The organism is Mesorhizobium sp. RIZ17 (assembly GCF_051127865.1).
Taxonomy (GTDB): Bacteria; Pseudomonadota; Alphaproteobacteria; order Rhizobiales; family Rhizobiaceae; genus Mesorhizobium; species Mesorhizobium humile.
The window spans coordinates 1,643,297-1,661,408 of sequence record NZ_CP147861.1; the positions used below are offsets into that span (position 1 = coordinate 1,643,297).

The following is an 18,112-nucleotide window of genomic DNA, read 5'->3' on the forward strand; positions in this document are numbered from 1 at the left end:
GCCCCGGCCCCGGCTCCTGCACCCGCGCCGGCCCCTGCTCCGGCACCTGCCCCGGCGCAGTGATCGGGCTACAGCTTGACGACGAACGGCCCGCCTTTTGGCGGGCCGTTTTGTTGGGGGCTATCATGCCTTCGTCATACTCGGGCTTGACCCGAGTATCCATGCCGTGACCGTTGCCATGGAGCGCAACGGTGCAGAATTCTGTAACCGCTGCAACGCCTTAGCGTCACGGCATGGATCCTAGGGTCTGCGCGCGTCGCTCCGCTCCTTGCTTCGCCCTAAAGCAGGTCGCGTGAAAAAGGATTCACGCAACCTGCTTTAAGTCTTTGATCTTAAGCATGTCTTTGTCCCGAAACCGGGACCACTTCCGGGAGACATGCTTTAGGATGACGAAGCGATGGGCTTTCGATGTCGGCGCGTGGCGCGTCCTTAAATATGAATAGGCTTGAAGAATGTCGCCAGCGCGGCTTCCTTCACCGCTTCCGACATCGTCGGATGGGCGTGGCAGGTCCGCGCCAGGTCTTCCGACGAGCCGCCGAATTCCATCAGCACCGCCGCCTCGTGGATCATCTCGCCGGCGCCGAAGCCGACGATGTGGACACCCAGCACGCGGTCGCTCGCCTTGTCGGCCAGGATCTTCACGAAGCCGTCGGTGTGCAGCATGGCGCGCGCGCGGCCGTTGGCGCTGAATGGGAATTTTCCGGCCTTGTAGTCGATGCCCGCCTTCTTCAGCTCCTCCTCGGTCTTGCCGACCGAGGCGATCTCCGGGCTGGTGTAGACGACGCTCGGGATGACGTCGTAGTTCACATGGCCGGCCTGGCCGGCGATCGTCTCGGCGACCGCGACACCCTCGTCCTCGGCCTTGTGCGCCAGCATCGGCCCGGCGACGACGTCGCCAATGGCATAGATGCCGGGCACGTTGGTCCTCAGATGCCCGTCGGTCCTGACGCGGCCGCGCTCGTCGACCTCGACGCCCGCTTCCTTCAGGCCGAGGCTGTCGGCATAGGGACGCCGTCCGGTGGCGACCAGCACGACATCCGCCTCGATGGTTTCGGCAGCACCGCCCTTGACCGGTTCGAAGGTGACGGTGGCGCCCTTCTTGGCCTTGGCGACGCCGGTGACCTTGGCGCCGAGCTTGAACTCGAAGCCCTGCTTGGACAGGAGCCGCTGGAACTGCTTCGACACCTCGCCGTCCATGCCGCCGAGGATAGTGTCGAGAAACTCGACGACCGTGACCTTGGCGCCGAGCCTGGCCCAGACCGAGCCGAGCTCCAGCCCGATGACGCCGCCGCCGACCACCACGAGGGTGGCGGGCACCTTGGCCAGCGACAGCGCGCCTGTGGAGGAGACGATCACCTTCTCGTCGAAATCGACCTTGACGCCCGGAATGCCCGCGACATCAGAGCCGGTAGCAATGACGATGTTCTTCGTCTCGATCTCCTCGACCTTGCCGTCCTCGCCGGTCACCGAGACCCTGCCGGCCCCGACCACCTTGCCGGTGCCGCGAAAGGCATCGATCTTGTTCTTCTTGAACAGGAAGGCGACGCCGTTGACGTTGGAGGCGACCGTCGTGTCCTTATGCGCCATCATCTTCTTCAGATTGAGTTTTGGCGCCGGTATCTCGACGCCGAGCGTATCGAAGGCGTGGCCGGCCTCGGCGAACATCTCGGAAGCGTGGAGCAGCGCCTTCGAGGGAATGCAGCCGATGTTGAGGCAGGTGCCGCCGAAGGTGGCGTTCTTCTCGACCACCGCCGTCTTCAGCCCGAGCTGTGCCGCCTTGATGGCGCAGACATAGCCGCCCGGTCCCGATCCGATGATTACGACGTCATAAGCCATATGGTCTTGTCCTTTTATCTGGCCTCAGCGGCCGCCGCTCACATTCAGGATCGAGCCCGTTATATAGGAGGCCGCGTCCGACAGAAGATAGAGAACCGCGCTGGCGACTTCATCCGGCGTGCCTGCGCGTTTCATCGGCAGCAAATCCTGCATCCGCGCCACGCGGTCGGGCTGCCCGCCCGAGGCGTGGATTTCTGTGTCGGTGATGCCGGGGCTGACCGCGTTGACGCGGATACCTTCGAGAGCCACCTCCCGCGCGAGCCCGATGGTCATGGTGTCGATCGCGCCCTTGGCGGCGGCGTAGTCGACATATTCGCCGGGCGAGCCGAGCCTTGCTGCCGCCGAGGACAGGTTGACGATGGCGCCGCCCTTGCCGCCGTGACGGGTCGACATGCGCTTCACCGCCTCGCGCGCGCAAAGGAAGGAGCCGACGACGTTGATGCGCATCATGCGCTCCAGCCGCGCCACGCTCATCTCGTCGACCCGCGCCTTGACGTCGACGATGCCGGCATTGTTGACGAAGGCGTCGAGCCCGCCGAAGGTTTTGTCGACCATCTCGAACATCGCGAGGACATCGGCCTCGTTGCCGACATCGCCCTTGACCGCGAAGGCATCGCCGCCAGCGGCTTTCAGCTCGGCGACCAGCCCGTCTGCCGCCGCCTGGTTGGAGGCGTAGTTGATGGCCACGCGGTAGCCGGCCTGGTTCGCCTGCCGACAGATGGCGGCGCCGATGCCGCGGCTGCCGCCGGTGACCAGCAGCGTCTTCATGTGCGCGCTCATTCCTGGCAGCCTTTCAGCACGAAGATGTCCCATGGCACCTTGGAGAAGCCGGCGGGGCCATAGGCCGCCGACATTTCGAGCGACGGCCCGAGATCGGGAAAGATCAGGGTTTTCGGCGCGTCGGCGCCTTCGGCCGGCAGCAGGCCGACGCTGCCCTTCTCGTCGGCGCTGTAGATGACGCCCTCCCAGACCGTGCAGGCGGCAAGCTCCTCGCCGGTGACGTCGCCGGTCGGGCATTTGTACATCAGCGAGCCATGCGGCCGCGCGGCGCTGCCCTCGGTCCACATGGCGATGCCGTCGAGCACGACATTGTTGTCGAGGCTCATGCGGAAGGAATTGGTGATGGTCGCCGAGGTGCCGGCCGGCGTGAAGTCGATCTCGGCGCCGCTCTGGGCCTCGCCATAGACGGCGAGCTGGATCGGGCAGGCAGCCCGCGCGCCGGAAGTCGCGGCCGTGAGAGCCAGCGACCCGGCCATCAATCCGATCATGGGCGAGGCGGCATTCGTCATCACTTTGCCTGGTTGTTTTCGCGGCCATCGGCATTTTCGAGCACGCCGAAATCGGTCATCAGGACCACTGGCTCGCCCACCGCGTCCAGCCCCCAGAAGGATGGGTAGAAACCATCGCCCCAGCCGCTCCAGAACATCGCGATGTTGACCGGATTGGCGGCGTCCGGATGATGCATGACGAACCGGTCCTGGTTGGGCGCGAACTCGGCCGCCAGCACATCGTCATAATAGTTCTGATCGGGCTTGAGCTTGTCCTGCGCGGCCGTCATCAGGGCCATCGCCGCCTTGTCCATGAACGCGCCGAGGCCGGCATCGACGGGGTAGCCGAAGATCTCGTCGCCGTTCAGCGTCGAGACGTCCTGTCCGGGCAGGACGGCGAGCTCCCAGCGCACCGGCACCCCGGAACGGAAGCGCAGGAAAGCGGCGGCGACGCGGCCCTGCGCCTCGAACAACGTGACCGGATAGCGCCCGGGTTTCACCTTGCGGGCCAGCGCCGGCCAGTCGTCGGTCGTGATCAGGGGGTCGCAGGCGATGATCTCGCCAGTCGGCAGTTCGAGCTCGCCGATCGGCGTGACGGCGATCTTGCGCTCCGCCAATTGCACGTCGCTGAGCGCGAAGACGCCGAAATTGCTGCTGGCCGTCGCCGCATCCCAGTCGGTGGCCACTGCCGGAGATGGCAAGGCGGCGGAGAGGCCAAGCACCACGATGCTTCGCCCGAAAATCCGCCGCCGCAAGCCGCGCGCCGCCCGACCCAGCCCGAACCCTAAATCCTCCAGCCAGCCGCTCACGGCACGACCGATCCGATCACAGATCGAGAACCAGCCGCTCGGGGTCCTCCAGGCTTTCCTTGACGCGCACCAGGAAGGTCACCGCTTCCTTGCCGTCGACGATGCGGTGGTCGTAGCTGAGCGCCAGATACATCATCGGGCGGATGACGATCTGGCCGCCGACCACCACCGGCCGGTCCTGGATCTTGTGCATGCCGAGGATGCCGGACTGCGGCGCATTGAGGATCGGCGTCGACATCAGCGAGCCATAGACGCCACCATTGGAGATGGTGAAGGTGCCACCCTGCATGTCGGCGACCGACAGCTTGCCGTCGCGGGCGGCGAGGCCCAGCCGGCCGATCTCCTTCTCGATCTCGGCGATGGACATCTGGTCGGCATCGCGCACCACCGGCACCACCAGGCCCTTCTCCGTGCCGACGGCGACGCCGACATGGGCGAAATTCTTGTAGATGATGTCGGTGCCGTCGATCTCGGCATTGACCGCCGGGATCTCCTTCAGCGCATGCGTCACCGCCTTGGTGAAGAAGCCCATGAAGCCGAGCTTCACGCCATGCTTCTTTTCGAACACGTCCTTGTACTTGGACCTGAGCGCCATCACCGCGCTCATGTCGACCTCGTTGAAGGTGGTGAGCATGGCGGCGGTCGACTGCGCTTCCTTCAGACGGCGCGCGATGGTCTGGCGCAGCTTGGTCATGCGCACGCGTTCCTCGCGCGGCGCATCCTCGGTCGAGGACGGCGCCCGCGCCACGACCGGCGCCGGAGCAGCCTTCGGCGTTTCGGCCGGCTGCGAGGGCGCGCCCCTGGCGATGGCGTCGAGCACATCGCCCTTCAGCACCTGGCCGCGCTTGCCCGAACCGGAGAGCTGGTCGACCGCAAGATTAGCCTCCGCGATCAACTTGGCGGCGGCAGGCGCCGGCGGCATGGTGCGTGGCTCGATCTGACCGGCATCGCCAGCGATTCTGGCGGTTTCGGCCGCGGCCTGCTTGCCAGTGGATGCAGCATCCGGGCTGGAGGCTTGCGCCACCGCCTGCGGCTTGGTCGCCGGGGCTCCGCCGCCCGCCGAAATCGAGCCGAGCAGCGCCCCGACATTGACCGTCTCGCCTTCCTTGACGGTGATCTCGGCCAGCGTTCCGGCGCCCGCCGCGGGCACTTCCACCGTCACCTTGTCGGTTTCGAGCTCGACCAGCGGCTCGTCGGCGGCGATCGCGTCGCCGACCTTCTTGAACCACTTGCCGACAGTCGCCTCGGTGACGGATTCGCCGAGAGTGGGGACGCGGATTTCGGTAGCCATTGTGCCTGTCCGTTGTCTTCTTGAGGTCTGTTTCGTCCGGTCTGCTTATTCACCAAGCGCGTCGTCGAGCAACGCCGCCAGCTGGCTGAGATGCTTCGACATCAACCCTGTCGCCGGCGAGGCCGAGGCCGGCCGCCCGGTGTAGCGCACCCGCTGATGCTTGGCGTCGATATGCGCCAGGACCCATTCGAGATAAGGATCGATGAACGACCAGGCGCCCATGTTCTTGGGCTCCTCCTGGCACCACACCATCTCGGCATTGCGGAAACGCGACAGTTCGGTGATCAGCGCCTTGGCCGGGAACGGATAGAGCTGTTCGACGCGCAAAAGGTAAATGTCGTTGATGCCGCGCTTCTCGCGCTCCTCGTAGAGATCATAGTAGACCTTGCCCGAGCACAGCACGACGCGGCGGATCTTGGAGTCCTTCACCAGCTTGATCGACTGGTTGGGGAGCAGCTGCGCATCGTCCCACAACAGGCGGTGGAACGAGCTTTCGCCCGACATCTCAGGCAGCGTCGACACCGCCCGCTTGTGGCGCAGCAGCGACTTCGGCGTCATCAGGATCAGCGGCTTGCGGAAATCGCGCTTCAGTTGCCGGCGCAGGATATGGAAGTAGTTGGCCGGCGTGGTGACGTTGGCGACCTGCATGTTGTCTTCCGCGCAGAGCTGCAGGAAGCGCTCCAGGCGCGCCGACGAATGCTCCGGCCCCTGGCCTTCATAGCCATGCGGCAGGAGGCAGACGAGGCCGGACATGCGCAGCCACTTGCGCTCGCCGGAGGAGATGAACTGGTCGAACACGACCTGGGCGCCATTGGCGAAGTCACCGAACTGCGCCTCCCAGAGCGTCAGCGCCTTGGGCTCGGCCAGGCTGTAGCCATATTCGAAGCCGAGCACGGCCTCTTCCGACAGCATGGAGTTGATGACTTCGTAGCCCGCCTGCGCCGCCGACAGATTGTTGAGCGGGATATAGCGGTTCTCGTCGCGCTGGTCGTAAAGCACCGAATGGCGTTGCGAGAAGGTGCCGCGTTCCGAATCCTGGCCGGAAAGCCGGATCGGATTGCCGTCGAGCAGGATGGCGCCGAAGGCCAGCGCCTCGGCCGTCGACCAGTCGATGCCTTCGCCCGACTCGATCGCCTGGCGGCGGTTTTCGAGGAAGCGCAGGATGGTCTTGTGCGCCTCGAAATCCTTCGGCACCTCGGTCAGCTTCTTGCCGATCTCCTTCAGCGTGCGCACCGGCACGGCGGTCTTGCCGCGCCGCTGTTCGTCCTGGTTGTCGGCGGTGCGCAGGCCCGACCACGCGCCATCCAGCCAGTCGGCCTTGTTCGGCTTGTAAGCCTGGCCAACTTCCCATTCGGCTTCCAGATGCGCGCGCCAGTCGGCCCGCATCTTGTCGACCTCGGCCTGGGTGACGTGGCCTTCGGCGATCAGCCGATCGGCATAGACCTGCACCACGGTCTTATGGGTGCGGATGTTGCGGTACATGATCGGCTGGGTGAAGGCCGGCTCGTCGCCCTCATTGTGGCCGAAGCGGCGGTAGCAGAACATGTCCACCACCACCGGCTTGTGGAACTTCATGCGGAACTCGGTCGCGACCTTGGCGGCATGCACCACCGCTTCCGGGTCGTCGCCGTTGACGTGGAAGATCGGCGCCTCGATCATCTTGGCCACATCCGACGGATAGGGCGACGAGCGCGAGAAGCGCGGATTGGTGGTGAAGCCGATCTGGTTGTTGATGATGAAATGCAGCGTGCCGGCGACGCGATGGCCGCGCAGGCCCGACAGGCCGAGAATCTCGGCGATCACGCCCTGGCCGGCAAAGGCGGCGTCGCCATGCAAAAGCAGCGGCATCACCTTGGCGCGTTCCGACAGCGGCACGACCTCGCCGCGCTCGCGGCCGGCGAGCTGGTCCTGCTTGGCGCGCGCCTTGCCCATCACGACAGGGTCGACGATTTCCAGATGCGAGGGATTGGCCGTCAGCGACAGATGCACCTTGTTGCCGTCGAACTCGCGGTCCGACGAGGCGCCGAGGTGATACTTCACGTCGCCCGAGCCTTCGACTTCGTCGGGAGCGGCCGAACCGCCCTTGAATTCGTGGAAGATGGCGCGGTGCGGCTTGGCCATCACCTGGGAGAGCACGTTGAGGCGGCCGCGATGCGCCATGCCGAGCACGATTTCCTTCAGGCCGAGCTGGCCGCCGCGCTTGACGATCTGCTCCAGCGCGGGGATCAGCGACTCGCTGCCGTCGAGGCCGAAACGCTTGGTGCCCTTGTACTTGACGTCGATATACTGCTCGAAGCCCTCGGCCTCGACCAGCTTCGACAGGATCGCCTTCTTGCCGGTGGCGGTGAAGGTGATCTCCTTGTCGGCGCCTTCGATGCGCGCCTGGATCCAGGCCTTCTCTTCCGGGTCGGAGATGTGCATGAACTCGACGCCGAGCGTCGAGCAATAGGTGCGGGTCAGGATGTCCAGCATCTGCCGGATGGTGCCGAATTCGAGCCCCAGCACATTGTCGAGGAAGATCGGCCGGTCGTAATCGGCTTCGGCGAAGCCGTAATTCTCCGGCGACAGCTCGTTATAGTCCTCGAGCGGCTTGGCGATGCCGAGCGGATCGAGATTGGCGTGCAGATGGCCGCGCATGCGGTAGGCGCGGATCATCATGATGGCGCGCACGGAATCGCGCGTCGCCTGGTGCACGTCGGCGTCGGAAAGCACGGCGCCGTTGACGACCGCCTTTTCCTTGACCTTCTTTTCGATCGCCTTTTCGACCAGGCCCCAATTGCCGTCGAGCGCCGAGACCAGCTCGCCATTGGCCGTGAGCGGCCAGGAAGGCTTCGCCCAGGAGGCGCCCTTGGCGTTCTTGCGGACATCGCCCGCGTCGTCCTTCAGCGCGGCGAAGAAATCCTGCCACTCCGGATCGACCGAGCCCGGATTGTCCTCATAGGCCGCGTAGAGCGCGTCGATGTAGTCGGCATTGCCGCCATAGAGGAATGAGGTGAGCGAGAATTGGTCGTTGGCCTGATCTTGCCTTGCCATGTCGTTTCAGCGGAGCCTGGCTCCGTCTCCTTCTTGGAGCGAATAGTGAGTAGCGAATAGCGAATAGGGATCTCCCAAGCCGCGCGCCGCTACTCTTTTCCCTATTCGCTATTCGCTACTCACTATTCGCTACTCACTTAACCCTTGATCGCCTCGACCAGCGTCGTGCCGAGCCGAGCCGGCGACGGCGAAACCTTGATGCCGGCCGATTCCATAGCCGCGATCTTGTCTTCCGCGCCGCCTTTACCGCCCGAGATCACCGCGCCCGCATGGCCCATGGTGCGGCCGGCCGGCGCCGTGCGCCCGGCGATGAAGCCCGCCATGGGTTTCTTGCGGCCGCGCTTGGCTTCGTCCTTGAGGAACTGCGCGGCGTCTTCCTCGGCCGAGCCGCCGATCTCGCCTATCATGATGATCGACTTGGTCTCGTCGTCGGCGAGGAACATCTCCAGCACATCGATGAACTCGGTGCCCTTGACCGGGTCGCCGCCGATACCCACGGCCGTGGTCTGGCCGAGGCCGACATTGCTGGTCTGGAAGACTGCCTCATAGGTAAGTGTTCCCGAGCGGGAAACAACGCCGACCGAGCCCTTGCGGAAGATGTTGCCGGGCATGATGCCGATCTTGCATTCGTCGGGCGTCAGCACGCCCGGGCAGTTCGGGCCGATCAGCCGCGAGGTCGAGCGGTCGAGCCGCGCCTTGACCTTGACCATGTCCATCACCGGAATGCCTTCGGTGATGCAGACGATCAGCGGGATCTCGGCCTCGATCGCCTCGATGATGGCCTCGCCCGCGCCCGCCGGCGGCACATAGATGACGGAGGCGTTGGCGCCGGTCCTTGCCTTGCCCTCGGCCACGGTGGCGAAGATCGGCAGGCTCTCGCCCTTGGCGCCGGTCCAGGTCTCACCGCCCTTCTTGGGATGGATGCCGCCCACCATCTTGGTGCCGTGATAGGCCAGCGCCTGCTCGGTGTGGAACGTGCCGGTCTTGCCGGTCAGACCCTGGACCAGCACCTTGGTATTCTTGTCGACGAGAATGGACATCGCGGCCCTTTTCTAAAAACCGTTGATCGTGGAAGGCGAGACGCGCCGGTAGACGCCGCTCACCATGTCTTGCCAGGCATCGCTGCCGGCGGGCTTGAACTGAAGTTTCATGCGATAGGTATCAGTGCGGTCAAAATTGTAGGTCACGCGAGCCGCGCCGCGCGGCGACGACCGTTCCATCACCAGTTCGTTGCCACTCCATGTGCCGGTGGCCGGCGACATCGGCACGAACCCCATCGAGTCGAACTGATGCATGGTGACGAGGCTGTTCTGCTGGTCGAAGCCGAACACATTGTGCGCGCCGAACGAGACCGTGCCGTCGCGGCGCTGGCGATAGCGCTGCACCACGAACAGGCCGCCGAACTGCGCCTCGGCCTGCACTTCCGATGTCGCCGCGCCGGCGTCGGTCCATTGCGTCGCCGCAACCTCTTCCTCGCCGCGCCACGCGCCGACCAGCGCCTGCAGGCGCTGGTGACCGTCCGAGAGGGAAGAGAAGGGCGACGCGTTCATGGCTCAGTGCGTGCGGAAAGGGTTGATGGCGACCAGGGAACCGTAGGTCTGCCCATGGCTGAGATCTTCAGTGTACAGTTTCTTGACGCCAAGGCGCTCGGCAGCGGCGATGATTGCGCCGTCCCAATAGGAAATCCGATACCGCTGCGCGTTCTCGATGCCGCGCATGACCACCGCGCTGTCCAAATCCTGGCAAGGCTTCATGGAGATAGCGGCAACCCATTCGGCCGCTTTGGCCGGCGCCAGCACGACGTCGGCTCGTTTGGTCACGTTCACATAAAACTCCTGCAGCACCTGCGCGGAGGTCGAGTAGTCTTCCTTGGCAATCAACTCCACGGCGCGTTCATATTTGGCGCGCTCGGATTTGTGCCCGATGGCCGCATAAACCAAGACGTTTGTGTCGAGGAAGCACTCAGCGATCATAGAGAGCTTCCCGGTCCCAGGTCTTGCTGCCCATATCTCCCGCCGCCTCGCGCGCAAGCCTCAGCAGCGCCTGCCGCGCCTCGTCCTTCGCCTGGCGTTTCGCCGCCACCTCGGCAAAAAACTCCCGCACCATACCGTTGACCGTCGTCCGCTGTTCGGCGGCCGTCAGCTTGACCTGCTCCAGGATGACTTCCTCGACCGCCAGGGTGATATTCTTCATGTCACTTTCTCCTGCAATTCCACACAGTATATGTGTGACTGTGTGGTCATCGCAAGTTACAGCCGCTTCAAATCGGTAACGGTGAGGTCACTCTTGGCGTTGCCGGTGTTCAAGGTCGTCGCCGGCTCGAACATCAACACCACGGGCTCCGGCGTCAGCGAGCGCGGCCGGTGCTCGACGCCACGTGGCACGACGATGAAATCGCCCTCGCCGAGCTCGACCGGCCCGTCGCGGAAGTCGATGGCGATCCTGCCGCGCAGCACCAGGAAAGCCTCGTCCTCATTGTCGTGCGCATGCCAGTCGAAGGCCTCGCCAAATTTTGCGACCTTGGCCTGGCTGTCATTGACGTCGCCGGCGATGTGCGGATCGAACACCTTGGTGATCGTCCGATCCGCCGCCTCGACCAGGTTTATCTTGCGCGGAGGCATCGCTTTAGCCCTTCACCGCCTTGACGATCTTCTTGGCCGCGTCGTCGAGGTCGTCGGCCGAGACGACGTTGAGGCCGCTGTCGTTGATGATTTTCTTGCCGAGCTCGGCATTGGTGCCTTCCAGACGCACGACCAGCGGCACCTTCAGACCCACTTCCTTGACCGCGGCGATCACGCCCTCGGCGATGACATCGCACTTCATGATGCCGCCGAAGATGTTGATCAGGATGCCCTCGACCGCTGGATCCTTGGTGATGATCTTGAACGCCGCCGTGACCTTTTCCTTGGAGGCGCCACCGCCGACGTCGAGGAAGTTAGCCGGCTCAGCACCGTAGAGCTTGATGATGTCCATCGTCGCCATGGCAAGGCCGGCGCCGTTGACCATGCAGCCGATATTGCCGTCGAGCGCGACATAGGCGAGGTCGTATTTCGACGCCTCGATCTCCTTCTCGTCCTCTTCGGTGGTATCGCGCAGCTCCATCACGTCCGGGTGGCGGAACAGCGCGTTGTTGTCGAACGACACCTTCGCGTCGAGCACGCGCAGATGGCCGTCCTTCATGACGATCAGCGGATTGACCTCGAGCAGGCTCATGTCCTTCTCGACAAAGGCCTTGTAGAGGATCGGGAATAGCGTGCCGCCGTCCTTGGCGGCATCGCCGTCGAGCTTCAACGCAGCATTGAGCTTCTTAACGTCGTCGGCACTCACGCCCTTTTCCGGGTCGATGGCGACGGTGACGATCTTTTCCGGCGCGTCATGCGCAACCGTCTCGATGTCCATGCCGCCCTCGGTCGAGACGACGAAGGCGATGCGGCCGACCGAGCGATCGACCAGGATCGACAGATAGAGCTCGCGGGCGATGTCGGCGCCGTCTTCGATATAGAGGCGGTTGACCTGCTTGCCGGCGGGGCCCGTCTGCTTGGTGACCAGCGTGTGGCCGAGCATCTCGTTGGTGTTGGCGACCACTTCGGCCGCCGACTTCGCCAGCCGCACGCCGCCCTTGGCGTCGGGGCCGAGCTCCTTGAACTTGCCCTTGCCGCGGCCGCCGGCATGGATCTGGCTCTTCACGACATAGAGCGGGCCGGGCAACGCCTTGGCGGCCGCTTCCGCCTCGCTTGCCTTGAACACCGGAACGCCGCTTGCGACCGGCGCGCCGAATGTCTTCAGCAGCGCCTTGGCCTGATACTCATGGATGTTCATGCGCTTGGTCTCCGAGGAGGTCGATTACTTGCCGGCCAGATTATTTGCCGGCGAGGTGCGGGGCGATCTTGGTGCAGGCCTCGGTCAGGCCCTGGACGGCCGCGACCGAGGAATCGAACATCTTCTGCTCGGCCTTGGACAGGTCGATCTCGATGACGCGCTCGACGCCGCCGGCGCCGATCACCACTGGGACACCGACATAGGTGCCCTTGACGCCATATTGGCCCGACAGATGCGCGGCGCAGGGCAGCACGCGCTTCTTGTCCTTGAGATAGGCTTCGGCCATCGAAATCGCCGACGCTGCCGGGGCGTAATAGGCCGAACCGGTCTTCAGCAGACCGACGATCTCGGCGCCGCCGTCGCGGGTGCGCTGCACAATCTGGTCGAGCTTTTCCTTCGAGGTCCAACCCATCTTGACGAGGTCGGGCAGCGGAATGCCGGCCACCGTCGAATAGCGGATCATCGGCACCATGGAATCGCCGTGGCCGCCGAGCACGAAAGCGGTGACGTCCTCGACCGAAACCTTGAACTCCTCGGCCAGGAAGTAGCGGAAACGCGAGGAGTCGAGCACGCCGGCCATGCCGACGACATGGCTGGTCGGCAGGCCGGAGAACTTCTGCAGCGCCCAGACCATCGCGTCGAGCGGGTTGGTGATGCAGATGACGAAAGCCTTGGGCGCATACTTCTTCAGGCCGGCGCCGACCTGTTCCATCACCTTGAGGTTGATGCCGAGAAGGTCGTCGCGGCTCATGCCGGGCTTGCGCGGCACGCCGGCGGTCACGATGCACACATCCGCGCCCTCGATGCCGGCATAGTCGTTGACGCCGGTCAGCCTGGAGTCGAACCCGTCGACGGGAGAAGACTGCGCGATGTCGAGGCCCTTGCCCTGCGGAATGCCCTCGGCGATATCGAACAGCACCACGTCGCCGAGGTCCTTGAGGCCGATCATATGGGCGAGCGTGCCGCCGATCATGCCCGAGCCGATGAGCGCTATCTTGTTGCGTGCCATGTGAGGATGTTTTCCTTTGTCTGTGACGAGGTCGTGACGGGGCCGGGAGGCCGAAAGGATGCGAGAAACCGCGAGATTTAGCCGCACCGAATAACTCCGGCGCAAGTGAAATTCAAACGATTATTTTGAGTCCAACATTTTCAATCGGTTAGATGCATCGGGAGTTACGTAAACGTCAAAACTTGGAAGCCGACTGAGGGGAATTTACACAATGAACGTCGAAATCAGAAGGCTTCATCCCGGCGATGACGCCCTTGTGATGCGATTGGCCAATCTCCCCGAGGACCCGAAAGGGGAGATGCTCGGCAGGCCAGAGTGGCGCTGTCCCGCCAACCTCTCCTTCGTCATTCTAGGGCGGAGCAAGGAGCGAAGCGACGCGCGCAGACCCTAGAATCCATGCCATGACGCCCGAGCGCCGCCACGGTGAAGAACGTTCACCAGCCAATCCCACGAAACAGTTCGAACCATTCCGGATTGGTCTTCTCGATCAAATCAATCTTCCATTGCCGCGGCCAGCGCTTCAATGACGTCTCACGCTGGATGGCGTCGGTGATGTCGAAATACTCCTCGTACCAGACGAGACGCTGAACGCCGTAACGGCTGGTGAAGCTGGAGCCTTGGCCGGCCTTGTGCTCGGGCATCCGACGAGCAAAGTCGTTGGTGACGCCGATATAGATCGTGCCGCCTTTCTGGCTTGCAGTCATGTAGACGTAGCCTGTCATGTGGCGATCTTAGTTGGCACCATTGCCAACGGCTATTCCCAACCGTTGCATTCTACGGCCTGCGTCACGGCATGGATTCTAGGGTCTTCGCGCGTCGCTTCGCTCCTTGCTTCGCCCTAGAATGATGGGTGGACGGCCCCTTGCGGCATCGAATGTGCCAAACTGGGCTGTGATTAACTCCAGCGGAAGGAGACCGTCCGTCATGCAAGCTATCAGATTTGGTATCGATTTGGCCAAGAATGTGTTTCAGGTGCACGGCGTGGATGCGACCGGGCGCGTGGTGGTGCAGCGCCAGCTGCGCCGCGCGCAGGTGGAGAAGTTCTTCGCCGCGCAGCCGCCGGCGCTGATCGGCATGGAGGCCTGCGGCTCGGCTCATCATTGGGCCCGCACGCTCAGCGCGCTCGGCCATGACGTCAAGCTGATGCCGCCGGCCTATGTGAAGCCCTATGTTCCGCGCAACAAGAACGATGCCCGCGACGCGCACGGCTGTTGCGAGGCGGTGAGCCGGCCCGACATGCGCTTCGTGCCGATCAAGACGGTCGAACAGCAATGGGCCAGGGGCCTGCACCGCACGCGTGACCTTCTGGTGCGCCAGCGCACGCAGTTGGCCAACGCCATGCGTGGCCTGCTCTATGAGATGGGCCAGACAAGCGCCCAGGGGGCTGCGGGCCTGGAAGCGCTGCTGCAGCGCATCGAGACCTCGGATGAGGCCATCCCCGCGGCGCTGCTGATCTGCCTGGCGCCGCTGGCCGGACAATGGCGGGCGCTGGATGGCGAGATCGGCAAGCTGGACAAGCAGATCCTGGCTCAGGTCAGGCAGCAGCAAGCGGCCTTGCGGCTGACGACGATCCCGAGCGTCGGCCCGATCATCGCACATGCAACCATCGCGGCCATTGGCGACGGCCGCCAGTTCGCCTCGGGCAGGGACTTCGCGGCGTGGCTCGGCCTGACCCGCAAGAGTCATGACACCGGCGGCAAGCACAAGCTGACGGGCCATATCAGTCGCGCCGGCGACAGAGACCTGCGAAGGCTGCTCATTCTCGGCGCCAGTTCCTGGCTGCGCCAGGTCAGGGCCAAGCCCGACAGAGGCTCGCCCTGGATACGCGGCCTGCTGGCCAGGCGCCCGGTCAAGGTCGCGGTCGTGGCGCAGGCAGCCAAGACCGCGCGCATCATCTGGGCAATGCTGAGCTCGGGACAACAATACAGGGCGCCGGCTGCGGCATAACCCGCAAAGCGAGGCCCTTAACAGCGTAAGGAGCAAATAGCAGCACGGCAAAATGGTCAGGACCTGGGTCGAGACACTCCGCCTTCGTCATCGCGATTAAAAAGCGCGCTAGAATGATTGGAACTCGATCCGCGTAACCCCTGAGGGCCAGCGGTCATCAAATCGACCGCATCAAAGGCCGAATACATGACCGCTCCAGACTTAAGCCGTCGCCGCTATTTTGCCTCTTGCCCAAGAGGGGCCGTCCATACATGACGAAGAATAGGGCGCCGCTTCACGCTGTCGCGCTGGATTTCGCCAACCTCCCACGATGCAAAGGGAGTGGCGACACAATATCCTACCCTACCCTACCCTACCCCTATCTCTGCGCCTGCCTCGCCTCCGCGGCCGGCGCATTCGGCTCCCGCCGCTCCGCCCAGTCGTCCAGCCAGTCGCGGCTTTGCATCTCGACCAGACGCGAGGCGGTGCGCTCGAATTCGAACACTTCCGTACCGCGCTTGGCGGTATAGAGCCCTTCGGGCGGCGCCGCGGCGCTCATCACCAGCCGCATGTGGTGGTCGTAGAGCGTGTCGATCAAAAGGATGAAGCGCTTGGCCTCGTTGCGCTTGCCTTCGCCCAGCACCGGCACATGGTCGATGAAGACGGTCGAGAAACGGCCGGCGATCGCGAGGTAGTCGCGTGCGCCGAGCGGCTTTTCGCAGAGATCGGCAAAGGAAAAGCGCGCGGCGTCGCCGGCCGCGCGCGGCACGACGAGATGGCGGCCTTTCAGAGTCAGCGTTACCTCGCTGGTCGGCTGGCCGTGGGTCATCGCCTCCCAGGCATCGTCCAGCGCGCGGTCGGCCGCGGCATCGTCGGGCGTGACATAGACCGGCTGGCGGTTGAGCTTTTCCTGCCGGTAGTCCTTGTCGGCATCGAGCGTCATCACATGGGCATTGCGCTCGAGCAGCGAGATGAACGGCAGGAAAAGCTGGCGGTTCAGCCCGTCGCGATAGAGGTCCTCCGGCGCCACGTTGGAGGTGGCGACCAGCACCACGCCGCTGGCGAACAGCGCCGAGAACAGGCGCGACAGGATCATCGCGTCGGCGATGTCGGTGACGGAGAACTCGTCGAAGCACAGCACCCAGGCTTCATCGGCCAGCGCCCGGGCCACCGGCGGGATCGGATCGTCTTCCTTGACGTCGCCATTCTTGCGCGCCTGCCGGTGCTTCTGGATGCGGTCCTGCACATCGGCCATGAAGTCGTTGAAATGCACGCGGCGCTTGCGACGGACCGGCAGCAGCTCGAAGAACACGTCCATCAGCATGGTCTTGCCGCGACCGACGCCGCCATGAATGTAGAGGCCCTTGACCGGCTCGCGCGGCTGCCGTTTGGCCGCGAACAGCCAGCCCAGCGCGCTCGATTTCTGCGCCAGTCTTTTTGCCGAGATCTCGTCGGTCAGCCGGTCGAGCGCGGCGACGATGCGCTCCTGCGCCGGGTCACGCGCGACCGCGCCGCTCTGGACGAGATGATCGTAGCGCTGCCTGACGGTCGCATGGGTCTGGATACCGTCGCGCAGATGCATGGATCACGTCATTTATATCGAGCAGAATGCTCTAAGAGGCACCAAGGGTATGCTGAGATTCAGGTCAGGCCGAGCCGAGAATGGTGGCTTACGAAAACCGGAGCGGAGCGTACTTGAAGTACGTGAGCACCGGCCTATGCCGGCCATAGCCTCAATTTGACTTCCGCGCCAGTCATAAGTGCTTCGGTCGGCGAAGGCCGGAAGCGCAGGAAGCCGCCGTTCGCAGACCGGCATCACCTGAATATCTGCATACCCTACCTTGTAAGCGAGATCGGCTGCCCGCTGGAAGTCTGGCCGTCGAACTTTTCGCCGCCCGACGAATAGAGCCTGGCCAGCGTGCCGCCGTTTTCGTCGTAAAGCGTCAGCTGCTTGCCGGCGACATTCCACGACTTGATGCCGTCGATCGGAGCCGGGCAGTGCAGCGGACCGGCGCGGTAGCCGGCGCCGAATTTGGTCTGCGGTGTCGCCACCTTGCAGCTCTGTCCGGAGACATTGACATTCCACACGCCAGCGACGCTGGCCGCGGTGAGGTCGGTGGCGCCGGCGGGCGGCGCGCCGCCCGGCGGCAGCGAGGCGACCTGGGTGTTCTTCGGCGCGCTCGGGAACTGCGACGGGTCCGTGGTGCCGGGAGCTGCCGGCGGCGGCAGCTGATTCTGCGTCACCGTGCCGGAGGGCGCCGGCGTCAGCGGCGCCGGCTGCTGATCGTCCATCGACGAGAAGCGCGAGGTCGAGCAGCCGCTCGCTACCAGCGCGGCCAGCGATACGGCCAAAAGGCCAGTCCTTGAAAAATGCATCTTCAACCTCCGTCGGATCTGGCCGGGGGGAGCCATCCGCGTAATCTCCGCTCCACCAAGATGGCGAAGGTGGCAGAATTTCAACCCGATATGGTTAAAATAGGGTTTTCGAAGCGGCTGTTGCAAATTTATCGCAGCAAGGCGGCGGGCACCCGCGAAGATGCCAGAGACAACCTCTTAAGTTATTGAAATAACCATATTAAATCCGGGCACTCGGCACGAACACATAACCGTCCGGACCGACGATGTAGCATTCGCGCAGGCCATGCGGCTTGTCGATCGAGCCGGCCAGCACGATATGGCCGAGCGCCACCGCCTTTTTCTCGATCGTATCGGGATCGGCGCCGTAAAGGCGCAATTCGATCCCGGCTCCGCGCGTCTCGGCGCCCGCGGTAACGCCCGTCATCGGATTGTCGAGATAGGAATGGTCGGCATGCAGCATGAAGATCGAGCCCAGAAGCTCGATCGCAGCAAAGTCCTCGTCGGCATAGATGATCCGCGCGCCAAGCGCGTCACGACAGAAAGCCTCCATCGCCGCCATGTCGGTGACCAGAAGGTTGACGCCGACCCCGTGCGGCAGCGAGCGGCCGAAATCCTCGGCCTTCATCCAGGGTGTCTTGGTTCGCTTCATCGCCATGGTGGTCGTCCCCCTCCCGCGATCCTAAATGAAGCGGGCTTAGGCCATTGGCATTCGCGAGCAAAATGCTTGCACCAGGCAGGCGCGTCCTTATCTCAGGAAGGACCG

General features: G+C 64.0%; 18 protein-coding genes. 1 reads left to right on the plus strand and 17 read right to left on the minus strand.

Annotation, left to right across the window (positions count from 1 at the left end; all coding sequences use genetic code 11):
* Positions 1 to 429: 429 nt before the first annotated feature.
* From lpdA to WDX12_RS08195, 14 genes are all read right to left on the minus strand, one after another.
* A complete protein-coding gene (gene lpdA, locus WDX12_RS08130; protein WP_434724517.1) occupies positions 430 to 1,836 on the minus strand; it encodes a dihydrolipoyl dehydrogenase in 1,407 nt (468 codons plus the stop codon).
* Positions 1,837 to 1,860: 24 nt separating this feature from the next.
* Positions 1,861 to 2,616 carry an SDR family oxidoreductase gene (locus tag WDX12_RS08135; RefSeq protein WP_434724518.1) on the minus strand — a complete coding sequence of 252 codons (756 nt, stop codon included), beginning with the start codon at positions 2,614 to 2,616 and terminating at the stop codon, positions 1,861 to 1,863.
* Positions 2,613 to 3,125, minus strand: a complete 513-nt coding sequence (locus WDX12_RS08140; protein WP_434724519.1) for a hypothetical protein — start codon at positions 3,123 to 3,125, stop codon at positions 2,613 to 2,615. The genes WDX12_RS08135 and WDX12_RS08140 overlap by 4 nt, the downstream gene beginning before the upstream one ends.
* A complete protein-coding gene (locus WDX12_RS08145; RefSeq protein ID WP_434725591.1) occupies positions 3,125 to 3,859 on the minus strand; it encodes a DUF4241 domain-containing protein in 735 nt (244 codons plus the stop codon). The genes WDX12_RS08140 and WDX12_RS08145 overlap by 1 nt, the downstream gene beginning before the upstream one ends.
* A gap of 70 nt (positions 3,860 to 3,929) precedes the next feature.
* Positions 3,930 to 5,204 (minus strand): 2-oxoglutarate dehydrogenase complex dihydrolipoyllysine-residue succinyltransferase, encoded by a 1,275-nt coding sequence (gene odhB / locus WDX12_RS08150; protein WP_434724520.1) that lies wholly within the window; start codon positions 5,202 to 5,204, stop codon positions 3,930 to 3,932.
* Between the two features lie 45 nt (positions 5,205 to 5,249).
* The gene (locus WDX12_RS08155) at positions 5,250 to 8,237 is read right to left on the minus strand and encodes a 2-oxoglutarate dehydrogenase E1 component (RefSeq protein WP_434724521.1); all 2,988 of its coding nucleotides are present in this window, start codon (positions 8,235 to 8,237) and stop codon (positions 5,250 to 5,252) included.
* 137 nt (positions 8,238 to 8,374) lie between these two features.
* On the minus strand, positions 8,375 to 9,277 hold the full coding sequence (sucD, locus tag WDX12_RS08160) for a succinate--CoA ligase subunit alpha (RefSeq protein WP_320298102.1): 903 nt from the start codon (positions 9,275 to 9,277) through the stop codon (positions 8,375 to 8,377).
* A 12-nt stretch (positions 9,278 to 9,289) separates the two neighbouring features.
* Positions 9,290 to 9,787: a DUF1579 family protein gene (locus tag WDX12_RS08165; RefSeq protein WP_434724522.1), complete on the minus strand. Its 498-nt coding sequence runs from the start codon at positions 9,785 to 9,787 to the stop codon at positions 9,290 to 9,292.
* A gap of 3 nt (positions 9,788 to 9,790) precedes the next feature.
* On the minus strand, positions 9,791 to 10,210 hold the full coding sequence (locus WDX12_RS08170; protein WP_434724523.1) for a PIN domain-containing protein: 420 nt from the start codon (positions 10,208 to 10,210) through the stop codon (positions 9,791 to 9,793).
* Positions 10,200 to 10,430: a hypothetical protein gene (locus WDX12_RS08175; RefSeq protein ID WP_320298104.1), complete on the minus strand. Its 231-nt coding sequence runs from the start codon at positions 10,428 to 10,430 to the stop codon at positions 10,200 to 10,202. The genes WDX12_RS08170 and WDX12_RS08175 overlap by 11 nt, the downstream gene beginning before the upstream one ends.
* A gap of 56 nt (positions 10,431 to 10,486) precedes the next feature.
* Complete coding sequence (locus WDX12_RS08180; RefSeq protein ID WP_320298105.1) at positions 10,487 to 10,858, minus strand: cupin domain-containing protein; 372 nt, start codon at positions 10,856 to 10,858, stop codon at positions 10,487 to 10,489.
* A 4-nt stretch (positions 10,859 to 10,862) separates the two neighbouring features.
* Positions 10,863 to 12,056, minus strand: coding sequence for an ADP-forming succinate--CoA ligase subunit beta (gene sucC, locus WDX12_RS08185; protein ID WP_434724524.1), 1,194 nt, complete (start codon positions 12,054 to 12,056; stop codon positions 10,863 to 10,865).
* Between the two features lie 40 nt (positions 12,057 to 12,096).
* Positions 12,097 to 13,065: a malate dehydrogenase gene (gene mdh, locus WDX12_RS08190; RefSeq protein WP_112100953.1), complete on the minus strand. Its 969-nt coding sequence runs from the start codon at positions 13,063 to 13,065 to the stop codon at positions 12,097 to 12,099.
* A 434-nt stretch (positions 13,066 to 13,499) separates the two neighbouring features.
* The gene (locus tag WDX12_RS08195; RefSeq protein ID WP_434724525.1) at positions 13,500 to 13,787 is read right to left on the minus strand and encodes a GIY-YIG nuclease family protein; all 288 of its coding nucleotides are present in this window, start codon (positions 13,785 to 13,787) and stop codon (positions 13,500 to 13,502) included.
* A 202-nt stretch (positions 13,788 to 13,989) separates the two neighbouring features.
* On the opposite strand from WDX12_RS08195, the gene WDX12_RS08200 reads away from it, so the two are divergent.
* Positions 13,990 to 15,012 (plus strand): IS110 family transposase, encoded by a 1,023-nt coding sequence (locus WDX12_RS08200; protein ID WP_434724526.1) that lies wholly within the window; start codon positions 13,990 to 13,992, stop codon positions 15,010 to 15,012.
* A gap of 358 nt (positions 15,013 to 15,370) precedes the next feature.
* Here the strand turns inward: WDX12_RS08200 and zapE are convergent, their stop codons facing one another.
* The 3 genes from zapE to WDX12_RS08215 form a co-directional block, all read right to left on the minus strand.
* Complete coding sequence (gene zapE / locus WDX12_RS08205; protein ID WP_434724527.1) at positions 15,371 to 16,573, minus strand: cell division protein ZapE; 1,203 nt, start codon at positions 16,571 to 16,573, stop codon at positions 15,371 to 15,373.
* Between the two features lie 254 nt (positions 16,574 to 16,827).
* Entirely contained in the window at positions 16,828 to 17,367 is a 540-nt protein-coding gene (locus tag WDX12_RS08210; protein WP_434724528.1) for an AprI/Inh family metalloprotease inhibitor, read from the minus strand.
* 199 nt (positions 17,368 to 17,566) lie between these two features.
* The gene (locus WDX12_RS08215; RefSeq protein ID WP_434724529.1) at positions 17,567 to 18,004 is read right to left on the minus strand and encodes a VOC family protein; all 438 of its coding nucleotides are present in this window, start codon (positions 18,002 to 18,004) and stop codon (positions 17,567 to 17,569) included.
* Between the last annotated feature and the right edge of the window lie 108 nt (positions 18,005 to 18,112).